Below are 23,002 nucleotides of genomic sequence, written 5' to 3'. Positions count from 1 at the left end.
CGCCGCGTCTCAGCCGGCCAGCATCGCCAGCATGATCGCGCTCGCGGTCGCCACCGCCGGAACCAGGCAGGTCAGCGCGCCCAGCCGGGGCGTCCGGTCCAGCCGCTCACCCGGGCGGGGCGGGAAGAGCCGACCCACCGCCACCCAGCCCGTCCCGAACGCCACCGCCGGCATCGGCAGCCCCACGACCAGCGCCACCAGGCTCGCCGCGCCCGGCCCGGCGAGCACGAGGACGACCAGCTGGACCACCGGCACCAGCAGCGCCAACGGGCCGTACACCAGCAGGTTGCGGGCCCGGGGCGGCCAGGCCGCGGGCCGCAGCGGACCCCGCGCGGCCAGCGTCGCGTCGGCCGCGTCCGCCCACCCGCGGGCCACCCGCAGCGCGGCCAGCACGGCCGCCGGGCCGCCGACCATCGACCGGACCGCCTCGGTCAGCTCCGGCGGCGTCGGGGTCAGCGAGATCGCCGGTACGCCCTGCTCCCGGAGCCCGGCCTGCTGCGGCGCCAACCGAGCGTGCAGCTCGGTCAGCTCCCCCCGGGCCGCCTCCACCGCCCGGGCCTGCTCCGCGGCGGCGGTCGCCGCGGCGCGGCGTACCCCGTCCAGCTGCCGGGCGGCGGCCAGGTAGTCCGTCCACGCGGCGGCCACCGCGCCGACCGGCTCGTCACCGACCCGCTGCCGGACCGGCGTCGTCGCCTCGCCGACGCCCACCACGGCAGCCCCCTCACCACGCCCGCTCACGCCGGCTCCTCCCCGTCGGCGAACGGCACCAGCACGGTGCCCCGCTCACCCGGACCGTCCCAGAGCACCACCCGGCCGGGGCGGGGCCGCCACTCCACCGGCCGACCGAAGACCGCACCGAGCATCGCCCCCGGCACGTCCACCGCGGCGACCGCGGCGAGCTTGTCCACCTCGCCGTCCGGCGCCAGCAGCGCCGCGAACGGCGGCACCGTCCGCCACCAGCCCAGCAGGTGGACCCCGCCCGGCGGGCCCTCGCGCAGCAGCGTGCGCAGCCGCTCCACCGGCAACTCCTCCGCCGTCGCCAGGTCCACCCCGAACACCACCAGGTACGCCGGCCCGGCACCGTCCATCGCGCCCAGCAGCCCCGCCGCGTCGACCGTCTCCACCCGCTGCCGCTGCGCCAGCTCGGCCGACAACCCGGCGGCCACCGCGGCGGACCCCTCGGCCAGCGGTGCGAGCACGAACCGGGCCGTACCCGGCGGATGGTGGGCGGCGGTGCTGCGCGCGGCGTTCGCCAGCAGCCCGGCCGCCCCCGCGCCCGCCCCGAGGACGGCGAGATTACGCCCGGCCACCGGGCCGAGCGGGACGGCCACCGTCGTCCGAGCCACGTCCACCGCCCGGCCGAGCAGGGCGGCCGGCCCACCGGCCCGCCCGGCCAGGGCGGCCCGCAGCCGGGGGTCGTTGCGCAGCAGCGGCCGGGCCCAGCCCGCGAAGACCACCGGCGGGGTGGTCCCCTCCGGGCGGGCCTCGAAGAGCCGGTGCCGCAGCCGCTCGACGATCTCCGGGGCGTCGTGCGGGTCGGGGAAGCGGACCAGCCGCTCATGACCCCGGGTGGCCCCACGCGGGCCGCCCAGTCCACCCGCGGTGTTGACCACCGCGCTGCCCACCGCCAGGCCCGCCGCGGCGTCGTTGGTGGGCGCGAGCACCGCGCCACCGCCGGAGAGCGCCACCCGCACCGGGAACTGCCCCAGCACCGAGTCCCGCGGCGCCGGCCCTGCGCCGATGCCCAGGTCACCCGCGCCGGCCAGCACCAGGTGGATCCCGTACGCGCGCCCGGCGCGGGCCAGCCCGTCGAGCCGGGCGAGCACGTCGGCGGCGACCGGGTCCCGGGTCGCCAGCAGCAACGGGAAGTTGTCGATCACGCAGACGATCCGGGGCAGCGACTGGTGCTCCCGTAGCTGCGCGTAACGCTGCCCGCCCGCCCGTGCGCCCGCCTCCTCGCGCCGGCGGATCTCCGCCGTCAGCTGGTCGAACAGGTCGCGCACGTACTCCGGGTCGGCGGCCATCGCGGCGGCCCGGACCTGCGGCACCCAGGAGCGGTCCCGCTCGGTCTGCAGGAACTCCACGAAGGACTCGCCGTCGCCGAGGTCCACCAGGTGCAGCGCCAGCTCGTCCGGGCCGTAGCGGGCGGCGAGACCGAGCAGCGCGTTGGTGAGGAACGCCGACCGGCCGGCGTCCGAGCGACCGCTGACCAGCCAGTGCGGCGTCAGCTCGGTGAAGCCCACCGTCACCGGCCGCCCGTTCGCGTCGCCCACGGTCGTGGAGAGCCCGTCGGCCGAGCCGGCCTGCCACAGCGGCTCCTCCGGCGGGAGCAGCAGCTCGGCCAGGCCCAGCCGGGAACCGGCCTCCACCTGCTCGGCGAGCCGGCGGCAGACCGCCACGATCAGGTCCGCCCCGGGGTCGTCGTCCACGAAGACCGGCGAGTTCAAGCCACCCGGCGAGTCCCCGCCCGGCCCGCTGAACGGGCTCCCCGGCGGATCCCCGAGCAGCGCGTACGCGGTCCGCAGCTCCAACCGGGTGGCCTGCGGCAGCGGCGGGCGAGCCGCGTACGGGCCGGGTGGCGGCCAACCGGCGACCACCAGGTGCAGGCCGGCGGGGCGGCCCTGCGCGGCCAGCGCCTCGATCCGGCCCAGGTCGCTCGGCCCGGTCAGCTCCGGCAGCCCGGCGATCACCAGCAGCAGCGTCCGGTCGTGCCGGCGCGGCCGGCCGGTGCCGGGGGAGACCCACTGCTCGGCCTCGGTGAGCACCGCCCGCAGGCCGGCCACGTCCACCGCCGGCGGCGGCAGCAGGCCCGCGTCGGCCAGCGCCGCGAAGGGCGCGAAGGTGTCGCCCGCGCCGGCGCCGTCCACCGCGCGCACCAGCAGGCAGCCGGCCGGCGTCGCGGCCAACAGACGCAGCAGTACGGCCCGGAGCAGCCCGACCGCCCGCGGCTCCCGGGCGTCGACGTCGAGCGACAAATGACCGGTGCCCAGCAGCGGCACCAGCGCGGGGAAGCGGGCGTCGTCCAGCGGTGCGGCGGTACCGACCCGGACGAAGGGCGGGTTCACCTCGCCCGCCGGGGTGTCCGGCGGCAGGCTGTCCAGCGGGGCCCCGGCCCAGCCCGGGGCGAGCACCGCCGCCGCCGTCCGCAGCCGGTCCGCCAGCTCGTACTGCCGGCGCTGGTCCGCGGGGGCCGGGCGGGTCTCGTCGAGCACGCCGGCGGCCGCGGCGGCGGTGGCGGCGGCCCGCCGGTGCAGAGCGGCGGCACGGTTCGTGCGCGACTTCGGACCGGCCACCGTGTCCACCCCTCTTTCCGAGGTTGGAAACCTCCCCGAGCTCAGACGGTATCCCAGGTCCGTCCGCTCGCCCGGGAAGCGCGGCGGCGCGGAGCGGTCTTGTCGCAAAGCGTGCCGAACTCTCACGTCACGGGTTCGTCCTGTCACCATCCGCAGGATCTGGGGCATTGGGTACGAGGCGCTCAGCCGATAGCCTCAGGGGGTGGAATCAGTGCAGCCCCCCGCCGGTTCCCAGGTCTCCCGCGTACCGGCGCAGCGGACCCCGCCGGACCAACTGGCGCCCCCTGCCGTCGCGCCGGCGCCGCAGCAGCCGCCCCGCCGGACCCGCACCGTGCTCACCGTGGTCGCGGGGGTGCTGGCGTTGCTCTGCGTGAGTGGCGCGGTGATCGGCTACGTGCTGTACGACCGGGCCACGACGCCGGATCGAAGCGCGCCGGACGTGGTGGTGGACAACTACCTGCGCGAATATCTGGTCAACCGGAACGACGCGCGGGCCAGCCTGCTCGTCTGCGAGGGGAATGCGGACCTCACCGCGGCCACGGCCCTGCGGACCGAGGCGGAGCAGCGCGAGGCCACCTACAACGTCGTCGTCCGGATCAGTTGGGGGCCGCTCACCCGAGCGAAGTCGGTCGGCGGCGAATCGGTCAGCAGCACCCTGACGATCGCCGGGTCCTCGGACGGACAACAACGGAGCAGCCGCCGCGAGGACTGGACCTTCGATGTAGTCGACACGAAGGATGGCTGGCGAGTCTGCGGCGCTCGGAAGGTTGCCTGACCAACTCACTCAATCCACAGGAGATGTACCGGGACCTCCAGAGTGGTTGGTGCCTGCCCACGCCAGGCCCACCGGTACCACTCCAGTTCGGGGGTGACCCGGACGCAGATGTCGCCGTCGGCGCCGGAGTAGGTCTCGGTCACCGCGCGCAGGTCCCGGTGCTCGACCGAGTCCTCCACGTGCACCACCCGTCGCCCGCTGACCGTGTCCGCCTCGAAGACCGGCGTGGGCGTCCGGTGGGCCGGCTCGTCCAGCGAGACCAGCCGGATGCCCTGCTCTCGACCGGCCGTTCCCGGGCGCGGGCGCTCGCCGAGCGTCTCGACCCAGACGCGATCCACCGGGATCAACGGCGCGAAGACCTCGACCTGGTCGGACTCGGCCCGGTACCACTCGTGCTCGGGGATCACCGGCACGTAGGTGCGGCTGCCCTGCACCACCCGTTCGTCGGCCCGCAGGTCACCCCGCCAGCCCAGACCGGGCAGCCCGACCAGCACCCGCCGGCCACGCAGCTCCACCCGCCCGGTGGCGGGCACGATCTCGACCGGCCGGGGTGTCAGTGGCGCCCAGTCGGGCTGGCCGGCGAAGGGATCCGGCAGCGGACCGGTCATCGTTCCGCGTGCCTCACGCTCGAGCCGTTGAGGGGCGCCCCCCGCTGCCGCATGAACGGCACCGGGTCGATCGCCCCATGGGAGCTGCGGTCGCCGTCGCGGTGGACCTCGAAGTGCAGGTGCGGGCCGGAGGAGTTGCCGCTGCTGCCCACCCGTCCGATGACCTCACCGGCCCGCACCTCCTGACCGGGGACGACCAGCGGCTTCTCCACCATGTGGCAGTAGCGGGAGATGAACCCGCCGGCGTGCAGGATGTCGACGAACCACCCGCAGCCGCCCTTGCCGGGGTAGCCGTCCACGTCGCAGTCGAGCCGGCCCTGGCGGTCGGGATCGCAGCGGGCCACGAGTACCCGCCCGGTGGCCGCCGCGTGGATCGGCGTGGTCCGCTTCGGTGCGGCGATGTCCACCCCGTTGTGCTGCGGTCGACTCGCGGTCCGGAAGCCGGAACCCACTCTGCCGGGGATCGGCGAGGTCCAGCCGGAGGCGGCGATCGTCTTGGCGGAGGCCCGGTCGCAGACGACCTTGTTGGCGATCAGCACCGTCCGGGCGCCGCCTTCTGTCAACGCGTTCACGATCTGGCCGGCGGTGTCCTCGTGCTTGGCGTACGCATCCGGGTAGGCACTGATCTGGACCCGCTGGGCCGCCAGGGTCAACGGGAGCTGCTCCCAACCGTCCACCTTGAGCAGCTTCTCGTAGAACTTGCGGGCCGCGTAGTCCGGGCTCATCCGCTGCCTGACGCTGCCCCAGCCGGCCCGCTGCTGGAACAGGCCGACCGAGTCGTGGTCCCGTCCGACCCCCTCGTTCGGGATGTCGCGGGAGCCGGCGACGGTGCTGTTGGCCAGGTTACGCAGGGCCGATTCCTGCATGGCGGTGGCCACCGCGATCACCCAGCCGCGGGGTGGCACCTTCATCTCCTGCCCGACCTTGATGATGACGGCGGCGTTGCGCAGCTGGCTGTCGCCGTAGGCGGCCATCCTCGGCATCCTGCCGGTGACGGTGACCCGGTGGTCCTCGCCGCACGTCTGCTCCGTGGAGACCAGGCTCGGCTCCTCGCCGCCGAGGTTGGTGAGGAAGAAGGCCGCTGTCCCGCCGCCGCAGCAGAGCAGGGTGAAGGTGGCGGTCAGCGCGGTGGCCACGGCGCCGATCCGGAGGCGGCGACGGGGTGGCTGGCCCACCCCCGGCAGCTCGGCAGTCATTCCCGCTCCCAGTCCACGGCGTCCACCAACCAGCGCCCGTCCGGCGCCACCAACTCCAGTCGGAGCCGTCCGGTCTCCAGCGGGACCAGCACCTCCGCGAAGGCTTCCGTGCGCGGCCGGAGGATCAGCTCCCCGGTCACCTTCTCCGCCGGCACCCCCGCCGGGTCGGCGCCCGTGAGCTTCTCGGTCAGCCCCGCCGTGGACAACGGGCGCAGGTCCGAGTGCCACTTCTCCGCCGTGACGGCCGGCCCACCGAGCCACGCCTTGGCGAACCGGTCCGCGGTCTGCTGAGGGGTCAGCTCACCGGGACGCGTCCGGGGGGACGCCGGCAGCGGCGTGGCGAGTACGCCGTCGTCGCCCTCCGCCGGGTCCACCGTGGTGATCGGCTCGCTCGGGCGGTTGCTGAGCCCGGCGGCCGGGTCGACCGGGCCGGTTACCAGGCGGGCGGTCCCGATCACCCCGAAGACCAGCACGGCGATCGCGAGCGCGATGCCGATCCGGGACCGCAGGATCCGGGTGACCAGGAACTCGATCGCTCGCCGCATCGCCGTCACCGGGCCTCGGAGCGCACCCGGGGGTTCGGCCTGCTGGCCGGTGTGCGCTCGGCGGAATCCGGTCGGTACACGACGAAGGCGGGCGACTCCTCGGGCAAGTCCGGCTCCGTCCAACTGGCCGGCTGTCGACGGCGGGGACGCGGCGCGGTGGTCCGCGCACCGTCGCCGGACCGCACCTCCGGCGGATCCGTCTCGTCCGCGCGTTCCCGACCGTCCGGTCGATCCCGCACCGCGAGGGTGGTGGAGGCGTGCGAGGGATCCTCGCGCCGGGCCTCCGGGCGCAGGTTCGACGGCTCCAGCGCCAGCCCGCGGCGCCGGGCGAGGGCCGGCTCGGTCGTGCCGCCCGGCTCCACCACGTCGAGCCGCGCGGCGACCCGCATGTCCCGGAAGAAGCGGCGGTGCCAGGAGCCGGCCGAGCTGACCGCCTCGCTGCTGTCCTTGCCTCCGAGCTGGGTGATCCGCCGGTACGGGCGGAGCAGCAGCCAGCCGACCACGCCACAGAGCCAGACCAGCACCACCTGGAGCCAGCCGGCCAGGGTGGGCGTGCTCATGATCAGGTCCACCGCGAAGAGGTAGATGGCGGCTCCGGTGCCGAAGATGGCGATGTTGAAGAGGGCGGCGACCACCGCGTTGCCGAGGCGGCGCAGCCCGGCACTGGCGGGCCGCAGCAGGCCGACCGTGCCCAGGATGGGCGCCGCGATCACCGCCCACCGGAAGATCAGGAAGCCGAGCAGCACCAGCAGCGAGGCGGTCAGGTCGAACATCGCGAAGAGCAGCGCGGCCAGCACGGCGATGAAGCCGGAACCGATCCGGTCCATGTCCCGGGTGCCCTTGAGGTATTCGTACGCCTCCGGGTCCTCCTTTTCGATCTCAGCGGCGACCCTGGCCCACTGCTGCTGCTTGGCCTTGATCGTCGCTGGTCGGGTGGCGGGATTCTGCCGGAGCTTCTCCGCCTCCTCCCAGGAGAGCGACTTGGCGTCGTAGAGCGCGGGGCCGTACTTCTTGGCGGTCTCGCTGTCCGCCGACCCGAGCACGCCACGCAGCCAGTTGCGGTAGAGCATCGACTCTGTAGCGGTGTCGCTTGCCCGGATCGCCGGCGGCCGGTTGTCCCTGCACGCCGCCGGGTTTGGGTCGTCGCACTGGCCGGGGGGAGTGTCACGGGACGCCGGACCGACCGCGTCGTGCACGACGCCGAGGGTGGTGATGAGGGTGCCGTCGGCGATGTTGGCGGACTTGACGGGCCAGGCGGCCAGGGCGGTCACCGCGACCATCACCAGCAGTGCCCAGCCAGCCGTGGTCATCGCGTTGCTCATGTCCGACTGGCGGGACCGCCAGAGCAGGTAGAGGCCGACCACGCAGAGCGTGACGATGCCGAAGACGCTGAACACCTTCTGGTAGACGGCCTTGGTCGACTTCTCCACCAGCGGGTCGGCCCAGCCCCACATCGAGCGCGGGTCCCAGGCCCGCTCCCGCAGGGCGTTCGAGGCGCCGATGATCGACGTGGCGAACATGAACTCGCCGTTGGCGACCGTGGTGGTGAACTTGTAGTCGGGGTGCAGCACCGACGATGCGCATCCCTCGTCCAGGTCGTAGGTGTTGAAGCTGTAGCCGGCGTAGCCGTAGTCGCTGTAGAAACCCTTCGGACCGGCGAGCTTGGACGAGTCGGGCCTCGAGGCAAACCATCCCGCGAGTCCCGAATCCGGGGTGGTGGGCACCGGCGCGTTGCGGCACTTCACCTCCTCGTCAGCGACCTGCTGCAGCTTGGCGACGCAGGCGCGGAAGTCGGCCTGCCACTCCTTCGTGCTGCACAGCTCCGCTGCCGCCTGGGCCGTCACCGGCGGGGCCGCTGCGGCCGGTGTCGCCCCGACCACCGGCCAGGCGATCGTGGCACCGGCGAGTACGCCGAGCGCGAGGAGGAGCGCCGCGATCCGTGCCCGGGCCCTCGCCATGTCACGCCTCCAGGTCAGCCAGGACGGTCGGCAGTTGCCCGGCCACCTGGGCGACCGCGGCGGGGGTGGTGTCGAGGTGCTGCAGCAGCCCCTCGACGTACGACACGTCGACCCGGACCTTCTGCACCCGGCCGTCCACGTCGCGCATGACGAACTCGCGGAAGCCGAGCCGGTCGGCCGAGGTGGCGTCGACGGCGGAGAGCGAGGCGAGGGTGGCCTCGTACCCGTCGTCGACCGGCACCCGGAGCAGCCGCAGCGCCTCGGAGGCGATCTCGGCGTCCTCGGCGATCCGCCCGACGAAGACGGTGGAGACGAGGTTCTGCACGTCCAGGCCGAGGATGTCCTTCGGGTTCTGCGAGGCGACCAGGGCGGCGAGGTTCCACTTGCGGGAGTCCCGGGCGAGCCGGACCAGGAACGACCGGCCGGAGCGCCAGCCCTCCATGAAGTGCGCCTCGTCCAGGCCGACCAGCTTGCGCGACGACATCGACCCGCCGTAGCAGCGGCGCACGGCGAGGCGGTGCGCGGTGTGCAGCATCGGCAGCGCCAGCGCCTCCTCGGCGGACCAGTACTCCCGCTCGATCTTGAGGTCGGGAAGCCGCAGGCCGGCCATGGTGATCACGGTGAGCGCCGCGTCGGCACCGAGCAGCCCCTCCGACGGGCGGCCGAAGAAGAGCATCGCCAGCGGCATCTCGGCGGTGTCGAGCAGCAGGTTGGCCAGCTCCCGGCCGGCGTCGTCGTCCATCCCCTGCAGGCAGGCGACGACGTCGTCCAGAGTGGAGGTCTCCTCCGCCGGCACCTGGCGTACGGCGTGCCGGAACAGGGTCGCGGTGGACGCCTCGCGGGCCACCTGCGGCGGCACCAGCATCATGCAGATGTCCTGCACCAGCATCCGGCGCTCGGCGCGGGCGTTGGAGACCGCGATCGCGAACTCCCGGTCGCCGGCCGCGCCGCTGCCGAACTCACTGCGCAGCGGGGTGGGGATGAGCGAGTACGGCGCCAGCGTCCCGTGCTCCGACCCGGTCAGGTTGAGCACCCGGGAGTACGGCCGCAGCTCCGGCATCGCGCAGAGCCGGGCCAGCGGGCCGGACGGGTCCAGCAGGGTCACCTGCACCCCGCGCCGGGCGGCCAGGTAGCCCAGGGCGCCGAGCAGGGTCGACTTGCCACCGCCCGGCTCGGCGACGAAGACCGCCAGGCCGGAGCGTTCCCGGACCTCCATCGGGAAGTGCAGGTCGAGGAAGACCGGCCGGCGGCAGGTGCCGGCGGTACGCCCGATCAGGTCGCCCCGGCGGTCGCCGACCGTGGAGGCGGCCTGCGGCAGCGCGGCGGCGAGCAGGTTGACCGGCATCCGGCGGACGTATCCGGTGTTGGCGATCGGCTCGCCGGGGATGAACTCGCGGGCCAGCCAGTCCTGGTTCTTCGGGTGCTGCAGCGAGATGCGCAGCTCGCGGGAGTAGAGCTGGATGAGCCGGCGGGCCCGTTCCAGGCACTCCTCCCGGGTCCGGCCGCCGACGGCGATCCGGTGCCAGCCGTGCGCGCGGGCGGAGTCCACCGGCAGGCCGGTGGTCATCTCGTCGCCGATCACCAGCGCCCGCTTGGCCAGTCGTTCCAGCTCGGGCGGGGCGTCGATGCCGTGCTCGGCGTAGTCGAGCTGCTGCGAGCGGATCATCCGCAGCCGGTGCTCCAGGTTACGGAAGGAGTCACCGGAGCCGAGGATGTCGACCCGGGTGGAGATCTCCATCGGCCAGGGCAGCCGCTCGTGGAAGTGCAGCCACGGCTCGTGCCGCTCGGGAATCTCCAGCGGCTCCATCCGGCCGACCGCGAGCACGGCGACGTGCCGCTCCTCGCCGGTCATCCGGTTGACCAGCTTGACCGTCGAGCCGTACGGGGTGCGGTAGCGCTCGACCTGCTCGGTGAGGGCGAGCAGGTCGCCCCGCTCCCACCGGCCGTTGGTCACCGGCGAGAGCGTGCCCGGCGGCGCCATGCAGAGCGCGACCGAGCGGTAGAGCAGCCATTCCAGCTCCTGCGCGGTCACCCGGCGACCGCGCATGCCGAACGCGCCCAGCACCTCGTCGAACTGCTCGACGGTGCGGCCCAGCTTGCGGCGCTCGCCGTCGGCGGTGCCCCGGCCGAAGGCGCGCAGCACCCGTTCGGTGAGCGAGTCGCCGAGCGAGCGCCGGGCGAAGGTGACCCCGAGGTAGGTCTGCCCCTCGGCGTGGTTGACCGACATCAGGTGCCGCTGGGCGGCGACCAGGTGGTCGGCCCAGCCGGGTGTGCCGGGGACGTCGGGCAGCGGCGCGGCGGTGTGCGTGTCGATGGTGCGGGCCCACTCGTCGGCCGGGAACGGGCGGGTGGTGCGGCGCAGATGCAGCCGGAACCCGGCCAGGCCGGCGTACTGCTCGGAGATCGCCGAGAGCAGCGCCTCCCGTTCGGCGTCGGGCCGGAACGCCCAGCGCACCTCGGGCAGCCAGTACCAGGCGGTGACGGTGTTGGGGGTGAAGGTCAGGTGACCGGCGATCTCGGTGATCGCCAGCTCGATCGACGGGTCCCGGTCGCCGAACTTGATCTTCGGAGGGCGTACCCGGACGGGCTTGGCGGGCGTGCGCCGGCTGGCCGCACGCTGGCGCGGCGGCGCCAGCTCCCGGGACGCCCGCTCCGCCGGCTCGTGCGGCCCGGGCTCGGCCAGCCCGCGTCGGCCCGGTTCGGCCACCGCGTGGCGGGTCGGCTCCCCGACCCCGCGCCGCGACGACCCGGCCGGCACCGACCGGGGCAGCTCGTCCGGCTCGGGCCACTCCGGCTCGGCCGGCTCGGGACGGACCGGTTCGACGGTCTCCCGGCGGGCGCGCTCGACGCTGTCCCGCCGGGCCCGTTCGACGGCCTCCCGTCGGCCCCGCTCTGCGGCCTCGCGCGCGGTGCGTGCCTCGGCGTCCCCCGCGCGCGGTGAGCGCGGGGCGGGCGGCTGCGCCGGTCGGTCCGGGACCGTCTCGGCCTCGGCCGGCGGACGGAGCACGGGCAGGCGGTCACCGGGCTGGTGCGGGACGCGGCCACGCGTCGGCCGGTCGGCGGCCGGCGGGGCCTCGATCGCCGGGGGCGCCGGCGACTCGATGGCGGGCACCGGTGCGGCCGCCGCGGGCGGGGCCGCCGGCTGGTGCGGGATCGGCGGGTGCTCCCGGCCGCCGTGGCGCGGGGCCGAGACCGGGGGCGGCGGTCCGGGGCGCGGCGGCGCGGCCGGGCCGCCGAAGAGGTCGAGGAACGGGGAGTCGATGTCGGTGCCGTCGCCGACCAGCATCGGCGGGCCCGGCTCGACCGGCGGTACGCCTCGGCCGTTCGCAGGCCGGGGGGCCTGGAAGACGCCGACGCCACCGTGCCCGGGGCTGGTCACCAGGGCCGGGTCGTACGGCTGCTCGTCCCGGGCCTCCTCCTCCGGGTAGTCGAGCGACCGCGCACGGTTACCGTGCGGGGCGCTGTGCCGTCCGGCCGGGAAACCCGGCGTGGAAGAGCGACTCATGCGACCGCCTCACCCGCGTGGTTCAACTGCCCGATCGACGTACGCCCGGTCATGCCAGTTCCTCCCGGATCCTGATCCGGCTGCCGACCAGGCGGGGGTCCCGCAGTTCGGCGGCCGGCTCCCGGGTGCGTCGCCAGTCGGTCAGGGCGGTGCGGATGACCATCCGTGCCGGCCGGTCCGGGTCGACGTACCGGAAGATGAACGAGGTGCTCACGATGGCGAGCGCGATCTCCCAGGCGGGGAAGAGCTCGACCTGCAGCGTGAACAACCAGTGGATGAACATGTAGAGGGGTACGAGCAGCATGAACAGGCCGTACTGGGCGTACGGCAGGTGGACGGGAAGGGTGTAGCCGGGCGGCCCGAGGTAGACCAGGCGGGCCCGGTAGATGTCGTCGTCGGTGCGCAGCCGCATGTCTCGCCCGGGCCTATTCGAAGATCAGGTCGATCAGGTAGTCACCGACGAAGAAGAGTGTGGCCGCCCCGGCGATGAAGGCCAGGCCGACGATCGCGATGGCGGAGCTGGTGAGCACCTTGGAGATCTCACCCCGGCTGGCGCGGCCGATGAAGATGACGCCGAGCACGGCGAGCAGGATGGGCGCGATCTTGCTGGCGAAGAAGGTGACGACGCCGTTGGTGTCGATGCCCTTCGGAGCCGCTTCGGCGAGCGGTGCCGTCGCCAGGGTGTGCAGGGCCTGCGCGACGCCGGACGTCGCCGTCTGCATGAGCTCGAAGGCGATCACTGGAACCTCCCCATGTCGCGGCCGGCGGTGCCGCGGCGGTGCAGTAGGCAAGCCTGGCGGGAAATGTGCTCACTCGGCGCAGCGTCGGCGACGCTACGTTCGTTACCCACCACGGAGAGTGGCGAGCTTTGGGGGGATTCTTCCCGCTTCGGCCCTCCCTCCAGGCTTCGCCATCTCGATGCTGGGCAATTCCACAGCGTACGGGCCGCCCCCCTTTGCGACAACCCGCGAAGAGTCGGCCCGATTCGACCCGGACGTCCGATCGTACACCTGTTCCAATCCGCATGTCAGGGGGTCGCCGGGCGGGGCCTGCCCGACCGGTACCGTCTAGTCGTGACCGATCTGGTACGGGCCCAGGCCCCGGTGGTGATGGGCGTCCTCAACGTCACGCCCGACTCCTTCTCCGACGGCGGCCGGTACGCCGACCTCGACGCCGCGGTCGCGCACGGAACGCGGCTGCGCGCCCAGGGCGCCGCGCTGGTCGACGTCGGTGGCGAGTCCACCCGGCCGGGCGCCGACCGGGTCGACGCCGCGACCGAGGCGGCCCGGGTCCTGCCGGTGATCCGGGAACTCGTCGCGGCCGGCGTCGCGGTCAGCATCGACACCAGCCGGGCCTCGGTGGCCGAGGCGGCCCTGGCGGCCGGGGCGGCCGTGGTCAACGACGTCTCCGGCGGGCTCGCCGACCCGGACATGGCCCGGGTGGTGCGCGACGCCGGCTGCCCCTGGGTGCTGATGCACTGGCGCGGCCACTCACGCGGGATGCGCGAGCTGGCCAGCTACACCGACGTGGTCGCCGACGTGCGCGCCGAGCTGGGCCAGCGGGTCGACGAGGCGCTGGCCGCCGGGGTGGCCGCCGACCGGATCATCGTCGACCCCGGCCTCGGCTTCGCCAAGACCGCCGCGCACAACTGGGAACTCAGCGCCCGCCTGCCCGAGCTGGTCGCGCTCGGCTTCCCGCTGCTGTTCGGGGCGAGCCGCAAGTCGTACCTCGGCCGGTTGCTGGCCGACGCGGACGGCGAGCCGCGGCCCACCGATGGCCGGGAGGCGGCCACCGTCGCCACCAGTCTGCTCGCCGTCGCCGCCGGCGCCTGGGGGATACGCGTGCACGACGTGCGCGGCACCGCCGACGCGCTCGCCGTCTGGCAGGCCACCGGCCGCCCGCGCCTGGCCGCCGAGCCCGCCGCCGACCGCTCCGGCCTCCACACCGGGGATCCCGGCGGTGTCGGCGCGCCTGCGGCCGGCGGCGGGCGGGAGAGCGAGCGGGCGCGGTGAGCGCGTCCGAGGTGTCGCCGGGCACGCCGGCGGTACGAGAGCGAGCGGACGCGGTGACCGCGTCCGGCGTGGGGACGGCCGGGCGCGCCGGCCGGGACGAGGGAGCAGGATGACCGACCGGATCGAGTTGACCGGCCTGCGGGCGCGCGGCCGGCACGGCGTGTACGACTTCGAACGCGCCCAGGGGCAGGAGTTCGTCGTCGACGCGGTGCTCGAACTCGACCTGGGCCCGGCCGCCCGCTCCGACGAGGTGACCGACACGGTGCACTACGGCGAGCTGGCCGAGAAGCTGGTCGCGGTGATCACCGGCGAACCGGTCGCGCTGATCGAGACGCTCGCCGACCGGTTGCTCGCGGTCTGCCTGGCCGAGCCGCTGGTCGCCGCCGCCACCGTCACCGTCCACAAGCCCGAGGCGCCGATCCCGCACACCTTCGCCGACGTGGCCGTGACGATGCGGCGTACCCGATGACCCGGGCCGTGCTCTCCCTCGGCAGCAACCTCGGCGACCGCCTCGCCCACCTGCGGGGGGCCGTCGCGGCGCTCGGCGACGCGGTCCTGGTGGTCTCCGGCGTCTACGAGACTCCACCGTGGGGGGACGCCGAGCAGCCGGCGTACCTCAACGCGGCGGTGATGGTCGCGGACCCGGCGGCGACCCCCCGCGACTGGCTGGACCGGGCCCAGGCCGCCGAGCGGGCGGCGGGCCGGGTCCGCGACCCGGAGCGCCGGTTCGGGCCGCGCACCCTGGACGTGGACGTCGTCGCCGTCTGGGACGCCGCCGGCGAGCCGGTGCTCAGCGACGACCCCGAGCTGACCCTGCCGCATCCCCGGGCCCACCTGCGGGCGTTCGTGCTGCGGCCGTGGATCGACATCGAACCGCACGGTCGGCTGCCCGGGCACGGCTGGCTGGCCGACCTGCTCAACGCCGAGCCGCTGGCCGGTGACGCGCTGGAACTGAGCCCCCGGCCCGATCTGGCGTTAGAGTCGACCCCATGACCGAGTGGAGCCGGCCGGCATGACCCAGGCGCAGCCCCCGCGCGGGAGCGAACCCGACCGCTTCCGGATGGGCCCCACCCGGATCTCCACCCTGGTCGTCGCCGCCCTGGCCGCCGCAGCGGTGGCCGTGCTGCTGATCAGCACCTTCTACTACGACGTCGCGCCGGACCTGCCCTGGCTGCCGGTGGTCACGCTGGGCACGCTCGCGGTGCTGGAGGCGTACGCGGCGGCCAACACCCGCAGCCGGATCGAGCGCCGGCCCGGCCGGGACCCGGTGAACCCGCTGCTGGTCGCCCGGTTCGTGGTGCTGGCCAAGGCGTCCTCGCTGGCCGGGGCGATCTTCACGGGCTTCTACGCGGGGCTGACCGCGTGGCTCTTCCTCGAGGACACCAACGCCGCCATGGACGACCGTCCGGCGGCCGGTGCCGGGTTGCTCGCCGCGCTGGCCCTGACCGTCGCCGCGCTCTGGCTCGAACGCGCCTGCCGGGTTCCCGCGCAGGAGGACGACGAGGACCGCGAGCCCGGCGAGCGGCAGGGCCCCCAGCCCCGCCGCTGATCAGGGGGGTTACGCCCGGCCGCGCGCGCAGGTACCGTCCCTGGCGACCGGAGCAGACGGCCGTCGACGGGGACGGCCGGGCACGTGGGAGGCGCGCGGCATGGCGTACGACGAACCAGGCCGGGCCGGGTCCGTGGAGCCCACGCCGGGGGTGCCCGCCGCCGTGCTGGAGAACGTCTTCGACGATCCCGCGCACGGTGAGCCGGGCCGGGACCGGGTCGCCGTGCACCTGGTGTGGGAGACGGTCCTCCTGGTCGGCCTGGTCGCCCTGGTTGTCCTGCTCCGCCGCGAGGACGCCGACACGCTGCGCGGCGACGGCCTGCGCACCCTCCTGGTCGACGTGGTCGCGCTCGGACTGCTCGCCCTCGCCGCCGGGCTGAGCCTGCGCACCGCGGCGGTGAATCTGGCGGTCGGTCCGGTCGCGGTCGCCGCCGCGCTGCACTTCGCCGAGCAGGGTGACCGGGGTGTCACGGCGGCGCTCACCCCGGCCCTGGTGGTCGCCGCCGCCGGTGGCCTGGCTCTGGCCCTGGCCGTGGTGGTGCTGCACGTGCCCGGCTGGGCGGCCAGCCTCGCCGCCGCCGCAGGCGTGATCGTCTACATCGAGCGGCGCACCACCCCGGTCGCGGTGCAGGCCGACTACGACCCGCGCCGCACCGCCTACTACCTCTTCGCCGGGTTCGCGGCCGTCGCCGCGCTGGGCGGGCTCTTCGGCGCCATCCGGGCGGTCCGGCGGGTGATCGGCCGGTTCCGGCCGGTGGTCGACCCGGCCCGCCGCCGGGGCGTGCTGGCGGCCCTGGTCACCGCCGTGGCGCTGGTCGGCTCGACCGTGCTCGCCATGCTGGCCGGGGTGCTGCTGGCCGCCAACGGCACCGGCCCGGTCGCACCGGTGCCGGGGCTGGACTGGACGGTGCTGGCGGTCGGCGTGGCGATGCTCGCCGGCACCAGCGCGTACGGGCGGCGGGGCGGCATCTTCGGCACCCTGCTCGCGGTGGGCGTGGTGGTGGTCTTCCTGACCTGGGCCACCGCGCACGGCTGGACGGTCTCCCGATGGACGGTCGGCGGCGCGGCGCTGGGCGCCGGGCTGGTGGTGACCCGGCTGGTCGAGGCGTGCGGGCGACCGCGCGGGGCGGCCGGCGAACCGGCCGAGGTGACGCCCGCCGGCGACGGCATGATCAGCTCCGGTTGGTCGCTGCCCCGGTCGAGCAGCGTCGACAACTGGCCGCCCGCGCTGCCGGCCCAGTCGACCGGAACCCCACCGGACCCGTGGGAGGCTCCCCGCTGGGAGACCGGGCCGCGCCGCTGGGACGACGACGCCCGCTGAGACCGTGCCGCGTCCGACGACGACCGGTGCGGCCGCGCCGCTGGGATGACGGGCCGTAGGTGATCTCGGCGGTTAGGCTCGCGAGCATGAGCGAGACTCCTTCCGCCGGTACCGGCCGCACCTTCGACGAGCTCGACGCGCTCTCCACCGAGGAGCTGCGGGAGCGGGCCTTCGCGCTGGCTCGGGAGCGCCGTGATGTGGGCTTCTTCTGGTCGGTGCTGCGGCACCTGCCGAACGCCGACGAGGCCGCAGTGTTGGACGGGGCGCCGAACTCGATCGGCCCGATCATCGACGAGGCCTCGGCACTGTGGCGGGAGCTGACCGGCCACGGCTACGAGGAGGCGGAGCCGCTGCTGCGGGCGGCGTTCATCGACTACCTGGTGAAGCACTGACCGGTCGGATCGCCGGGTGGGGCAGGTTTGCCCGCCGGGGTGGGTCGGGAACTTCCCGCCGCATGGCCCTCACCAACCGCCCCCGGACCGTCAGCGGGTACGGCACCGCCGCCGGCACCGGCACCCTGGCCGCGCTCATCCTGGTCGGGGTGGGCGGTAGCCCGTGGTACGTCGACTGGGCCGAGGCGCACACCGACCCGAACTCCGCCGGTGGCTGGTTCCTGCGGCTGCTCGCCTGGCCGGCCTGGCGGCTGGAGGCCGCCGGCGGGGAGCACAGCGTGCTCGCCACCGACCTGCGGGCCATCCTGCTGCTGGTGTTCGCCGCGACCTTCCTCTACCTGCTGCCCACCTCGCAGGTGGCCCGGGTGCAGGGATCGGTCAGCCAGTTCCTCTCCGGCTGGGCCGCGTACGTCCTCGCCGCCGCGACCGCGACCCTGCTGGCGGCGCTGCTGACCTCGGACGGGCCGCTGCTCGCCGACTTCCAGACCACCGGCACGGGCGCGACCTACGGCTTCTTCGCCGGCTGGATCATCGGCACCGCCAGCCTCGGCGGTCGGGCCTGACCACCGCCCGCCGAAGCTGACACCGGACCGGCCAGGTCGTCCGCCCCGACGACCTCCGGCCGGCGCGGCCTTCTCAGACCCCGGCCTGGCCGAGTTCGAGCACCCGGGTCCGGCTCAGCGCGCCGACCGGTTCGCCGTCGGCGGTCACCACGACCGCCTCGGAGCCCGTCGTCAGCATGGTCGCCAGCGCGTCGTACGCGGAGCCGCCGAGGGGCACCGCCGGCAGGTCGGCGGTCACGCCGGCCAGCGGGGCGAGCGCGTCCCGGGTGAGCGGGGTGACGGCCAGCCGGCGGATGCCCCGGTCGGCGCCGACGAACTCGCGGACGAACGGCGAGGCGGGGGCGCCGAGCAGGGCGGCCGGCGGGTCGTACTGCTCCAGCCGGCCCCCCTGGGAGAGCACCGCGATCCGGTCGCCGAGCCGGACCGCCTCGTCCAGGTCGTGGGTGACCAGCACGATGGTCTTGCGGACCTCGGCCTGGAGCCGGAGGAACTCCTCCTGCAACCGGGTCCGGACGATCGGGTCGACCGCCGAGAACGGCTCGTCCATCAGCAGCACCACCGGGTCGGCGGCGAGTGCCCGGGCCACCCCGACCCGTTGCCGCTGCCCGCCGGAGAGCTCGTGCGGGTAGCGGCGCCCGAACTGCGCGGGGTCCAGCCCGACCAGCTCCAGCAGTTCGTCGGCGCGGCGGCGGATCCGCTCCTTCGGCCAGCCGAGCAGCCGGGGCACCGTGCCCACGTTGGTGTGCACCGTCTGGTGCGGGAAGAGCCCGACGTTCTGGATCACGTAGCCGATGCGCCGGCGCAGCTTCACCGGGTCGACCCGGGTGATGTCCTCGTCGCCGAGCAGGATGCGGCCACCGGTCGGCTCGATCAGCCGGTTGACCATCCGCAGCACGGTGGACTTGCCGCACCCCGACGGGCCGATCAGCACCACCAGCTCGCCGGCCTTCACCTCCAGGCTCAGCTCGCGTACCGCCTCGGTGCCGTCCGGGTAGCGCTTGCGGATGCCGTCCAGCGTGATCGAGGCCGCGCTGTGTCCCGCGTCGCCGGTGGTGCCCGGGGTAACGTCCACGTGTGTCCCTCCACCTCAGTTACCGGGCTGACCCGGGTAACCCGTGGTTCTCCTGGCAGTACGTGCGGGACAACTCTGACACGATCCTCGCCGCGCTGCGCGAACACGCCTCGCTGACCGCCCGGGCCGTGCTGATCGCCGCCCTGGTGGCCCTGCCGCTGGCGGTGGCGGCGTACTGGTTCCGGTCCCTCGCCGGCCCGATCCTGGCGCTCACCGGCGTGCTGTACACCGTCCCGTCGCTGGCACTCTTCGCCTTCATCGCCCCCTACCTGGGCATCGGCGCGATCACCGTGCTCACCGTGGTGGTGCTGTACGCGCTGCTGGTGATCGTGCGAAACGCGGTGGCCGGGCTGAACCAGGTGCCTCCCGAGGTCCGCGACGCGGCCGAGGGCATGGGGTACGGCCGCTGGGCGCGGCTGTTCCGCATCGACCTGCCGCTGGCCCTGCCCGGCATCCTCACCGGGGTGCGGCTCGCCACCGTCTCGACGGTCGCCCTGGTCACGGTCGGGGTGGTGGTCGGGCGCGGCGGGCTGGGGCAGCTCATCTTCGCCGGCTTCCAGAACAACTTCTACAAGGCCCAGATCATGACCGGGACGCTGCTCTGCGTCCTGCTCGCGCTGGTGCTGGACCTGATCCTCGCCGGGGTGGGCCGGTTGCTCACGCCGTGGCTGCGCGGGCGGACCGGATGACCGGCGCGGACGCCAGGGCGGACACCAATCCCGTCGAGCAGGCGGTGGTCTGGCTCAACGACCCGCTGAACTGGACCAACCCCGGCGGCATCCTGGACCGGCTCGGTGAGCACCTGAGCATCTCCGCCGCCGCGGTGCTGCTGGGCTGCCTGGTGGCCTGGCCGATCGGGCTCTGGCTCGGGCACACCGGCCGGGGCGGCGGCCTGGTCCTGCTGATCTCCAACGTCACGCTGGCGATCCCTACCCTGGCGCTGCTGACCATCCTGCCGCTGACCTTCCTCGGCTTCGGCCGGCCGGCCGTGGTGGCGGCCCTGGCCGTCTTCGCGGTGCCGCCGCTGCTGGCCAACGCGTACACGGGGGTGCGGCAGGCCGACCCGGAGGCCCGGGACGCGGCCCGGGGGATGGGGCTGTCCGGGGGCCAGGTGCTGCGCCGGGTGGAGCTGCCGCTGTCGGTGCCGTACCTGGCGGCCGGATTCCGGACCGCCGCGGTGCAGGTGGTCGCCACCGCGGCGCTCGCCTCGTTCGTCAACGGAGGCGGGCTCGGCCAGATCATCCGGGCCGGCTTCGGGCTGGACATCGCGGCCGGCGGCGGGCAGATCATCGCCGGCGGTGTGCTGGTGGCCGGGTTGGCGCTGCTGGTGGAAGGGGTGTTGGCGCTGGTCGAGCGGGTCGTCACCCCGCGCCCGTTGCGCCGGGCACGGCGCCGGGCAGCCCGGCGGGCGGCTGCCGCGGTCACCGGAAATTGAGCGCACCGGTGACGATCCGGTGACGAACCACGCCCGAAATTTGTCGGTCGGGCTCGGAGGATATTGGCTGGAGGCGCGGGCGGCCGATCGGATCGCCCGTCGGACACGCGGCCGGCCCACCTCGGGTCGCGCCGGGACACGGAAGGCGGGCGCGATCATGCGCGTACGGACACGACTGGCGGTCGGCGCGATCGGCGCGCTCACCATGGCGAGTCTGCTCACCGGCTGCGGGGACGAGGGGTCCTCCGGCACGGACGCACCCGAGCAGGGCGCGAGCGGGGCCGGGTGCGCCCCGGTCGCCGGGGACCAGCTGGTCGTCCTGGCGGACGACAGGAAGCTCCAGAACACCGACAACATCATCCCGGCGGTCAACGCCGACGCGGCCAACCCGCAGCTGCTCGCCGCGTTGGACAAGGTCTCCGCGGCGCTGGACACGCCGAAGCTGATCGCGCTCAACAAGGCGGTCGACGTCGACCGCAAGACCCCGAAGGCCGCCGCCGAGGAGTTCGCCTCGGCCAACAACCTCACCACCGGGCTCGCCAAGGGCCCCGGCGGGCAGATCGTGGTCGGCGCCGGCAACTTCAGCGAGAGCCAGACCCTGGCCGAGCTGTACAAGATCGCCCTCACCGCGGCCGGCTACGAGGTCAAGGTGCAGCAGATCGGCAACCGCGAGCTCTACGAGCCGGCCCTGGAGAAGGGCGAGATCCAGGTCGTCCCGGAGTACGCGGCGACCATGGCCGAGTTCCTCAACACCAAGGCCAACGGCCAGAACGCCGCCCCGGTCTCCTCGCCGGAACTGGACAAGACCGTCACCGCGCTGAAGGCCGCCGGGGACAAGGTGGGCATCACCTTCGGCGCGCCCGCCGCCGCCCAGGACCAGAACGCCTTCGCCGTCACCAAGGCGTTCGCCGACAAGCACGGCCTCACGACGATCTCCGACCTGGCGGCCAAGTGCTCCGGCTCGGCGACCGTGCTGGCCGGCCCGCCGGAGTGCCCGCAGCGGCCGAAGTGCCAGGCCGGTCTGGTGCAGGTCTACAACTTCAAGGCCGGCTCGTTCAGCTCGCTGGACGCCGGTGGTCCGCAGACCAAGAACGCGCTGAAGACCGGCACCGCCAGCGTCGGTCTGGTCCTCTCCTCCGACGGCGCGCTCGCCACCAGCTGACCACGGTCCGGGCGCGGCGGCACGCCGCCGGCCGCGCCCGGCCGTACCCTTTTCGACGTCGCGATCCGGTCCTCGGGACCGTTCCCACGCAGGGCATCTCTCGGTAGGCTCCACAGCCATGCCCGCCCCGGTCGCGCCCGAAAAGTACAACCCCCAGCTGCTGACCGTCCTGTTCTGGATCGGTGTGGCGATCGCGCCCATCGCGGCGCTGATCCTGCTGATCGCCGACGGCAACGGTCCGCTCCGGTTCGCCGCCGTACTGGCCATCATGGCCGTGGTCCTGATCGGTCTGTCGATCGCGCTGCGCGCCGACGGCGGCCAGCCGCGTGGCGAGGAGTTCCTCGACGAGCTGGAGCAGCTGCGCCGGGAACTGCGGGCCGAGATCGTGGCCGCCGCCCAGCGCGGCAACCAGGCGCTCGATCAGTCCCAGCGGGTAGAGGACCAGATGACCGCGCTGCGCCGCCGGTTGGACGCGGCGGCGGCCGGTATCGCCGCGGCCGCCGGCATCACCGGGGCGGTCGCCGAGGAGCCCGCCGGCGCCGGCCGGGCGCGGGTGCCCGCCCCGGAGGCGCACGACCACCCGTCCGGCGGGCGCCGGCGGGCCGCCGCGCCGGAGGAGGCCCCGGCATCCTGGGGGCGCGCGGCCACCGACCGGGACGACGAGGAGCCGGCCGGCCGCCGGTACGGCGCGGAGCGTCCCGCCGCCGGCCAGGCCGGCGTGTACGGCGCGGCCCGCGAGGCGCGGGGCGCGGCAGCGGCGGAGCCGAGCGGCCGGCCGGTGGTGCGGCACACCGAGACCGTGCACGTGACCACCCGGCACACCGTGGTCGACGGGGCGGACCCGGCGGTGGGCAACGCCTATGCCGGGTACGCCGGCCGCTGGTCCCCGGCCCCGGAGGAGTCGTCCTGGGGCGGCGCGGAGGCGGAGAACTCCTGGTCGGAGCGGGCCGAGCCGGAGCGGGGCTGGCCGGGCCAGCGCGACGAGCGCGCGGGCGGCCAGCGGGAGGAGCGGCCCTGGTCGGGCGGTCAGCGCGAGGAGCGGCCCTGGTCCGGCGGCCAGCCGGAGGAGCGGTCCTGGCCGGGTGCCGCCGACGACCGCGCCGACCAGTCCCGGGCGGGCGGGTCGTACCCGGCGGAGGAGAGCTGGTCCGGGGTGCGGGCCGGCGACCGTTGGGCCGAGGTCCGCGACGACGGGCGGGGCCGCGAGGTCCGGGTCGGTGAGCGCCGGGCGGAGCTGCACGCCGACGGCGCCGAGTTCCGCGTGCAGGACCGGTGGGCGTCGGTCCGCCACGACGAGCCCCGCCGGCCCGCCGAGCAGTGGGGCGGCGGCGGTTGGGTCGAGCCGGAGGAGCATCCCGCGTTGCCGGCCGGCGGGGTGCCGGTGCCGCACGAGTGGCGCGGGCCGGCGCGGGGCCAGCAGCCCGCCGAGCAGTCGTGGGGCGAACGGCCGGCCGAGCAGTGGCGGCCGCCCGCCCAGCGGGAGCCGGTCGACTCGTGGCGGTCGGCCGAGCCGGAGCCGCGCGCCCGTCAGCAGTGGGGCGGTGAGCAGCGGTACGGCCACCCGCCGCAGGACGACTCGCCGCGCGCCGGTGGCCGCTGGCGCTGATCCGCCCCGG

Annotated in this window: 22 protein-coding genes; 12 read left to right on the top strand and 10 right to left on the bottom strand. The window is 74.8% G+C overall.

What is annotated here, in order from left to right; genetic code table 11:
* Positions 1-9: 9 nt before the first annotated feature.
* On the bottom strand, positions 10-738 hold the full coding sequence (locus V6U88_RS21875; protein ID WP_442934670.1) for a hypothetical protein: 729 nt from the start codon (positions 736-738) through the stop codon (positions 10-12).
* A complete protein-coding gene (locus tag V6U88_RS21870; protein ID WP_334455679.1) occupies positions 735-3,302 on the bottom strand; it encodes an FtsK/SpoIIIE domain-containing protein in 2,568 nt (855 codons plus the stop codon). Before V6U88_RS21870 ends, V6U88_RS21875 begins: the two co-directional genes overlap by 4 nt.
* A gap of 202 nt (positions 3,303-3,504) precedes the next feature.
* Between V6U88_RS21870 and V6U88_RS21865 the strand changes: the two genes are divergently transcribed.
* Entirely contained in the window at positions 3,505-4,068 is a 564-nt protein-coding gene (locus tag V6U88_RS21865; RefSeq protein WP_334455750.1) for a hypothetical protein, read from the top strand.
* A 5-nt stretch (positions 4,069-4,073) separates the two neighbouring features.
* Here V6U88_RS21865 and V6U88_RS21860 read toward each other — a convergent pair whose 3' ends face one another.
* Genes V6U88_RS21860 through V6U88_RS21830 form a run of 7 tightly spaced genes read right to left on the bottom strand, consistent with a single transcriptional unit; the run spans position 4,074 to position 12,620 of the window.
* Positions 4,074-4,676, bottom strand: coding sequence for a hypothetical protein (locus tag V6U88_RS21860; protein ID WP_334455678.1), 603 nt, complete (start codon positions 4,674-4,676; stop codon positions 4,074-4,076).
* Positions 4,673-5,872: a M23 family metallopeptidase gene (locus V6U88_RS21855; protein WP_334455676.1), complete on the bottom strand. Its 1,200-nt coding sequence runs from the start codon at positions 5,870-5,872 to the stop codon at positions 4,673-4,675. Before V6U88_RS21855 ends, V6U88_RS21860 begins: the two co-directional genes overlap by 4 nt.
* On the bottom strand, positions 5,869-6,426 hold the full coding sequence (locus tag V6U88_RS21850) for a hypothetical protein (protein WP_334455675.1): 558 nt from the start codon (positions 6,424-6,426) through the stop codon (positions 5,869-5,871). The genes V6U88_RS21855 and V6U88_RS21850 overlap by 4 nt, the downstream gene beginning before the upstream one ends.
* The gene (locus V6U88_RS21845) at positions 6,423-8,375 is read right to left on the bottom strand and encodes a DMT family transporter (RefSeq protein WP_334455674.1); all 1,953 of its coding nucleotides are present in this window, start codon (positions 8,373-8,375) and stop codon (positions 6,423-6,425) included. Before V6U88_RS21845 ends, V6U88_RS21850 begins: the two co-directional genes overlap by 4 nt.
* Position 8,376: 1 nt before the next feature.
* Entirely contained in the window at positions 8,377-11,880 is a 3,504-nt protein-coding gene (locus tag V6U88_RS21840; RefSeq protein ID WP_334455673.1) for an ATP-binding protein, read from the bottom strand.
* A gap of 49 nt (positions 11,881-11,929) precedes the next feature.
* Entirely contained in the window at positions 11,930-12,292 is a 363-nt protein-coding gene (locus V6U88_RS21835; RefSeq protein ID WP_067302246.1) for a hypothetical protein, read from the bottom strand.
* Between the two features lie 13 nt (positions 12,293-12,305).
* Positions 12,306-12,620, bottom strand: coding sequence for a hypothetical protein (locus V6U88_RS21830; protein ID WP_334455672.1), 315 nt, complete (start codon positions 12,618-12,620; stop codon positions 12,306-12,308).
* Positions 12,621-12,953: 333 nt separating this feature from the next.
* Between V6U88_RS21830 and folP the strand changes: the two genes are divergently transcribed.
* From folP to V6U88_RS21795, 7 genes are all read left to right on the top strand, one after another.
* Positions 12,954-13,892, top strand: a complete 939-nt coding sequence (folP, locus tag V6U88_RS21825) for a dihydropteroate synthase (protein ID WP_334455671.1) — start codon at positions 12,954-12,956, stop codon at positions 13,890-13,892.
* Between the two features lie 109 nt (positions 13,893-14,001).
* Positions 14,002-14,361 carry a dihydroneopterin aldolase gene (folB, locus tag V6U88_RS21820; RefSeq protein WP_334455670.1) on the top strand — a complete coding sequence of 120 codons (360 nt, stop codon included), beginning with the start codon at positions 14,002-14,004 and terminating at the stop codon, positions 14,359-14,361.
* Entirely contained in the window at positions 14,358-14,885 is a 528-nt protein-coding gene (folK, locus tag V6U88_RS21815) for a 2-amino-4-hydroxy-6-hydroxymethyldihydropteridine diphosphokinase (RefSeq protein WP_334455669.1), read from the top strand. The genes folB and folK overlap by 4 nt, the downstream gene beginning before the upstream one ends.
* A gap of 19 nt (positions 14,886-14,904) precedes the next feature.
* Positions 14,905-15,441, top strand: coding sequence for a DUF3180 domain-containing protein (locus V6U88_RS21810; protein ID WP_334455668.1), 537 nt, complete (start codon positions 14,905-14,907; stop codon positions 15,439-15,441).
* 100 nt (positions 15,442-15,541) lie between these two features.
* A complete protein-coding gene (locus tag V6U88_RS21805) occupies positions 15,542-16,762 on the top strand; it encodes an ABC transporter permease (RefSeq protein ID WP_334455667.1) in 1,221 nt (406 codons plus the stop codon).
* An 86-nt stretch (positions 16,763-16,848) separates the two neighbouring features.
* The gene (locus tag V6U88_RS21800; protein WP_334455666.1) at positions 16,849-17,154 is read left to right on the top strand and encodes a hypothetical protein; all 306 of its coding nucleotides are present in this window, start codon (positions 16,849-16,851) and stop codon (positions 17,152-17,154) included.
* 62 nt (positions 17,155-17,216) lie between these two features.
* On the top strand, positions 17,217-17,717 hold the full coding sequence (locus V6U88_RS21795; protein WP_334455665.1) for a hypothetical protein: 501 nt from the start codon (positions 17,217-17,219) through the stop codon (positions 17,715-17,717).
* Between the two features lie 73 nt (positions 17,718-17,790).
* Here V6U88_RS21795 and V6U88_RS21790 read toward each other — a convergent pair whose 3' ends face one another.
* On the bottom strand, positions 17,791-18,789 hold the full coding sequence (locus V6U88_RS21790; RefSeq protein WP_334455664.1) for an ABC transporter ATP-binding protein: 999 nt from the start codon (positions 18,787-18,789) through the stop codon (positions 17,791-17,793).
* Positions 18,790-18,791: 2 nt separating this feature from the next.
* On the opposite strand from V6U88_RS21790, the gene V6U88_RS21785 reads away from it, so the two are divergent.
* The 4 genes from V6U88_RS21785 (at position 18,792) to V6U88_RS21770 (ending at position 22,992) form a co-directional block, all read left to right on the top strand.
* Positions 18,792-19,478 carry an ABC transporter permease gene (locus V6U88_RS21785; protein WP_334455663.1) on the top strand — a complete coding sequence of 229 codons (687 nt, stop codon included), beginning with the start codon at positions 18,792-18,794 and terminating at the stop codon, positions 19,476-19,478.
* On the top strand, positions 19,475-20,224 hold the full coding sequence (locus tag V6U88_RS21780; RefSeq protein WP_334455662.1) for an ABC transporter permease: 750 nt from the start codon (positions 19,475-19,477) through the stop codon (positions 20,222-20,224). The genes V6U88_RS21785 and V6U88_RS21780 overlap by 4 nt, the downstream gene beginning before the upstream one ends.
* 157 nt (positions 20,225-20,381) lie before the next feature.
* Positions 20,382-21,386 (top strand): glycine betaine ABC transporter substrate-binding protein, encoded by a 1,005-nt coding sequence (locus tag V6U88_RS21775; RefSeq protein ID WP_334455661.1) that lies wholly within the window; start codon positions 20,382-20,384, stop codon positions 21,384-21,386.
* Positions 21,387-21,504: 118 nt separating this feature from the next.
* Positions 21,505-22,992 carry a hypothetical protein gene (locus V6U88_RS21770; RefSeq protein ID WP_334455660.1) on the top strand — a complete coding sequence of 496 codons (1,488 nt, stop codon included), beginning with the start codon at positions 21,505-21,507 and terminating at the stop codon, positions 22,990-22,992.
* Positions 22,993-23,002: the final 10 nt, after the last annotated feature.

This window comes from Micromonospora sp. CPCC 205739 (assembly GCF_036906795.1).
Lineage (GTDB): Bacteria > Actinomycetota > Actinomycetes > Mycobacteriales > Micromonosporaceae > Micromonospora.
Note: the sequence above shows the minus strand (reverse complement) of the source record. Positions and strands in the feature narration are given on the sequence as shown.

Coding starts and splice junctions, on each gene's coding strand:
- V6U88_RS21845 (WP_334455674.1), bottom strand. CDS start 8,375: ATGGCGAGGGCCCGGGCACGGATCGCGGCGCTCCTCCTCGCGCTCGGC.
- V6U88_RS21810 (WP_334455668.1), top strand. CDS start 14,905: ATGACCCAGGCGCAGCCCCCGCGCGGGAGCGAACCCGACCGCTTCCGG.
- V6U88_RS21800 (WP_334455666.1), top strand. CDS start 16,849: ATGAGCGAGACTCCTTCCGCCGGTACCGGCCGCACCTTCGACGAGCTC.
- folK (WP_334455669.1), top strand. CDS start 14,358: ATGACCCGGGCCGTGCTCTCCCTCGGCAGCAACCTCGGCGACCGCCTC.
- V6U88_RS21835 (WP_067302246.1), bottom strand. CDS start 12,292: ATGCGGCTGCGCACCGACGACGACATCTACCGGGCCCGCCTGGTCTAC.
- V6U88_RS21840 (WP_334455673.1), bottom strand. CDS start 11,880: ATGAGTCGCTCTTCCACGCCGGGTTTCCCGGCCGGACGGCACAGCGCC.
- V6U88_RS21770 (WP_334455660.1), top strand. CDS start 21,505: ATGCCCGCCCCGGTCGCGCCCGAAAAGTACAACCCCCAGCTGCTGACC.
- V6U88_RS21780 (WP_334455662.1), top strand. CDS start 19,475: ATGACCGGCGCGGACGCCAGGGCGGACACCAATCCCGTCGAGCAGGCG.
- V6U88_RS21795 (WP_334455665.1), top strand. CDS start 17,217: ATGGCCCTCACCAACCGCCCCCGGACCGTCAGCGGGTACGGCACCGCC.
- V6U88_RS21805 (WP_334455667.1), top strand. CDS start 15,542: ATGGCGTACGACGAACCAGGCCGGGCCGGGTCCGTGGAGCCCACGCCG.
- V6U88_RS21860 (WP_334455678.1), bottom strand. CDS start 4,676: ATGACCGGTCCGCTGCCGGATCCCTTCGCCGGCCAGCCCGACTGGGCG.
- folB (WP_334455670.1), top strand. CDS start 14,002: ATGACCGACCGGATCGAGTTGACCGGCCTGCGGGCGCGCGGCCGGCAC.
- V6U88_RS21775 (WP_334455661.1), top strand. CDS start 20,382: ATGCGCGTACGGACACGACTGGCGGTCGGCGCGATCGGCGCGCTCACC.
- V6U88_RS21855 (WP_334455676.1), bottom strand. CDS start 5,872: ATGACTGCCGAGCTGCCGGGGGTGGGCCAGCCACCCCGTCGCCGCCTC.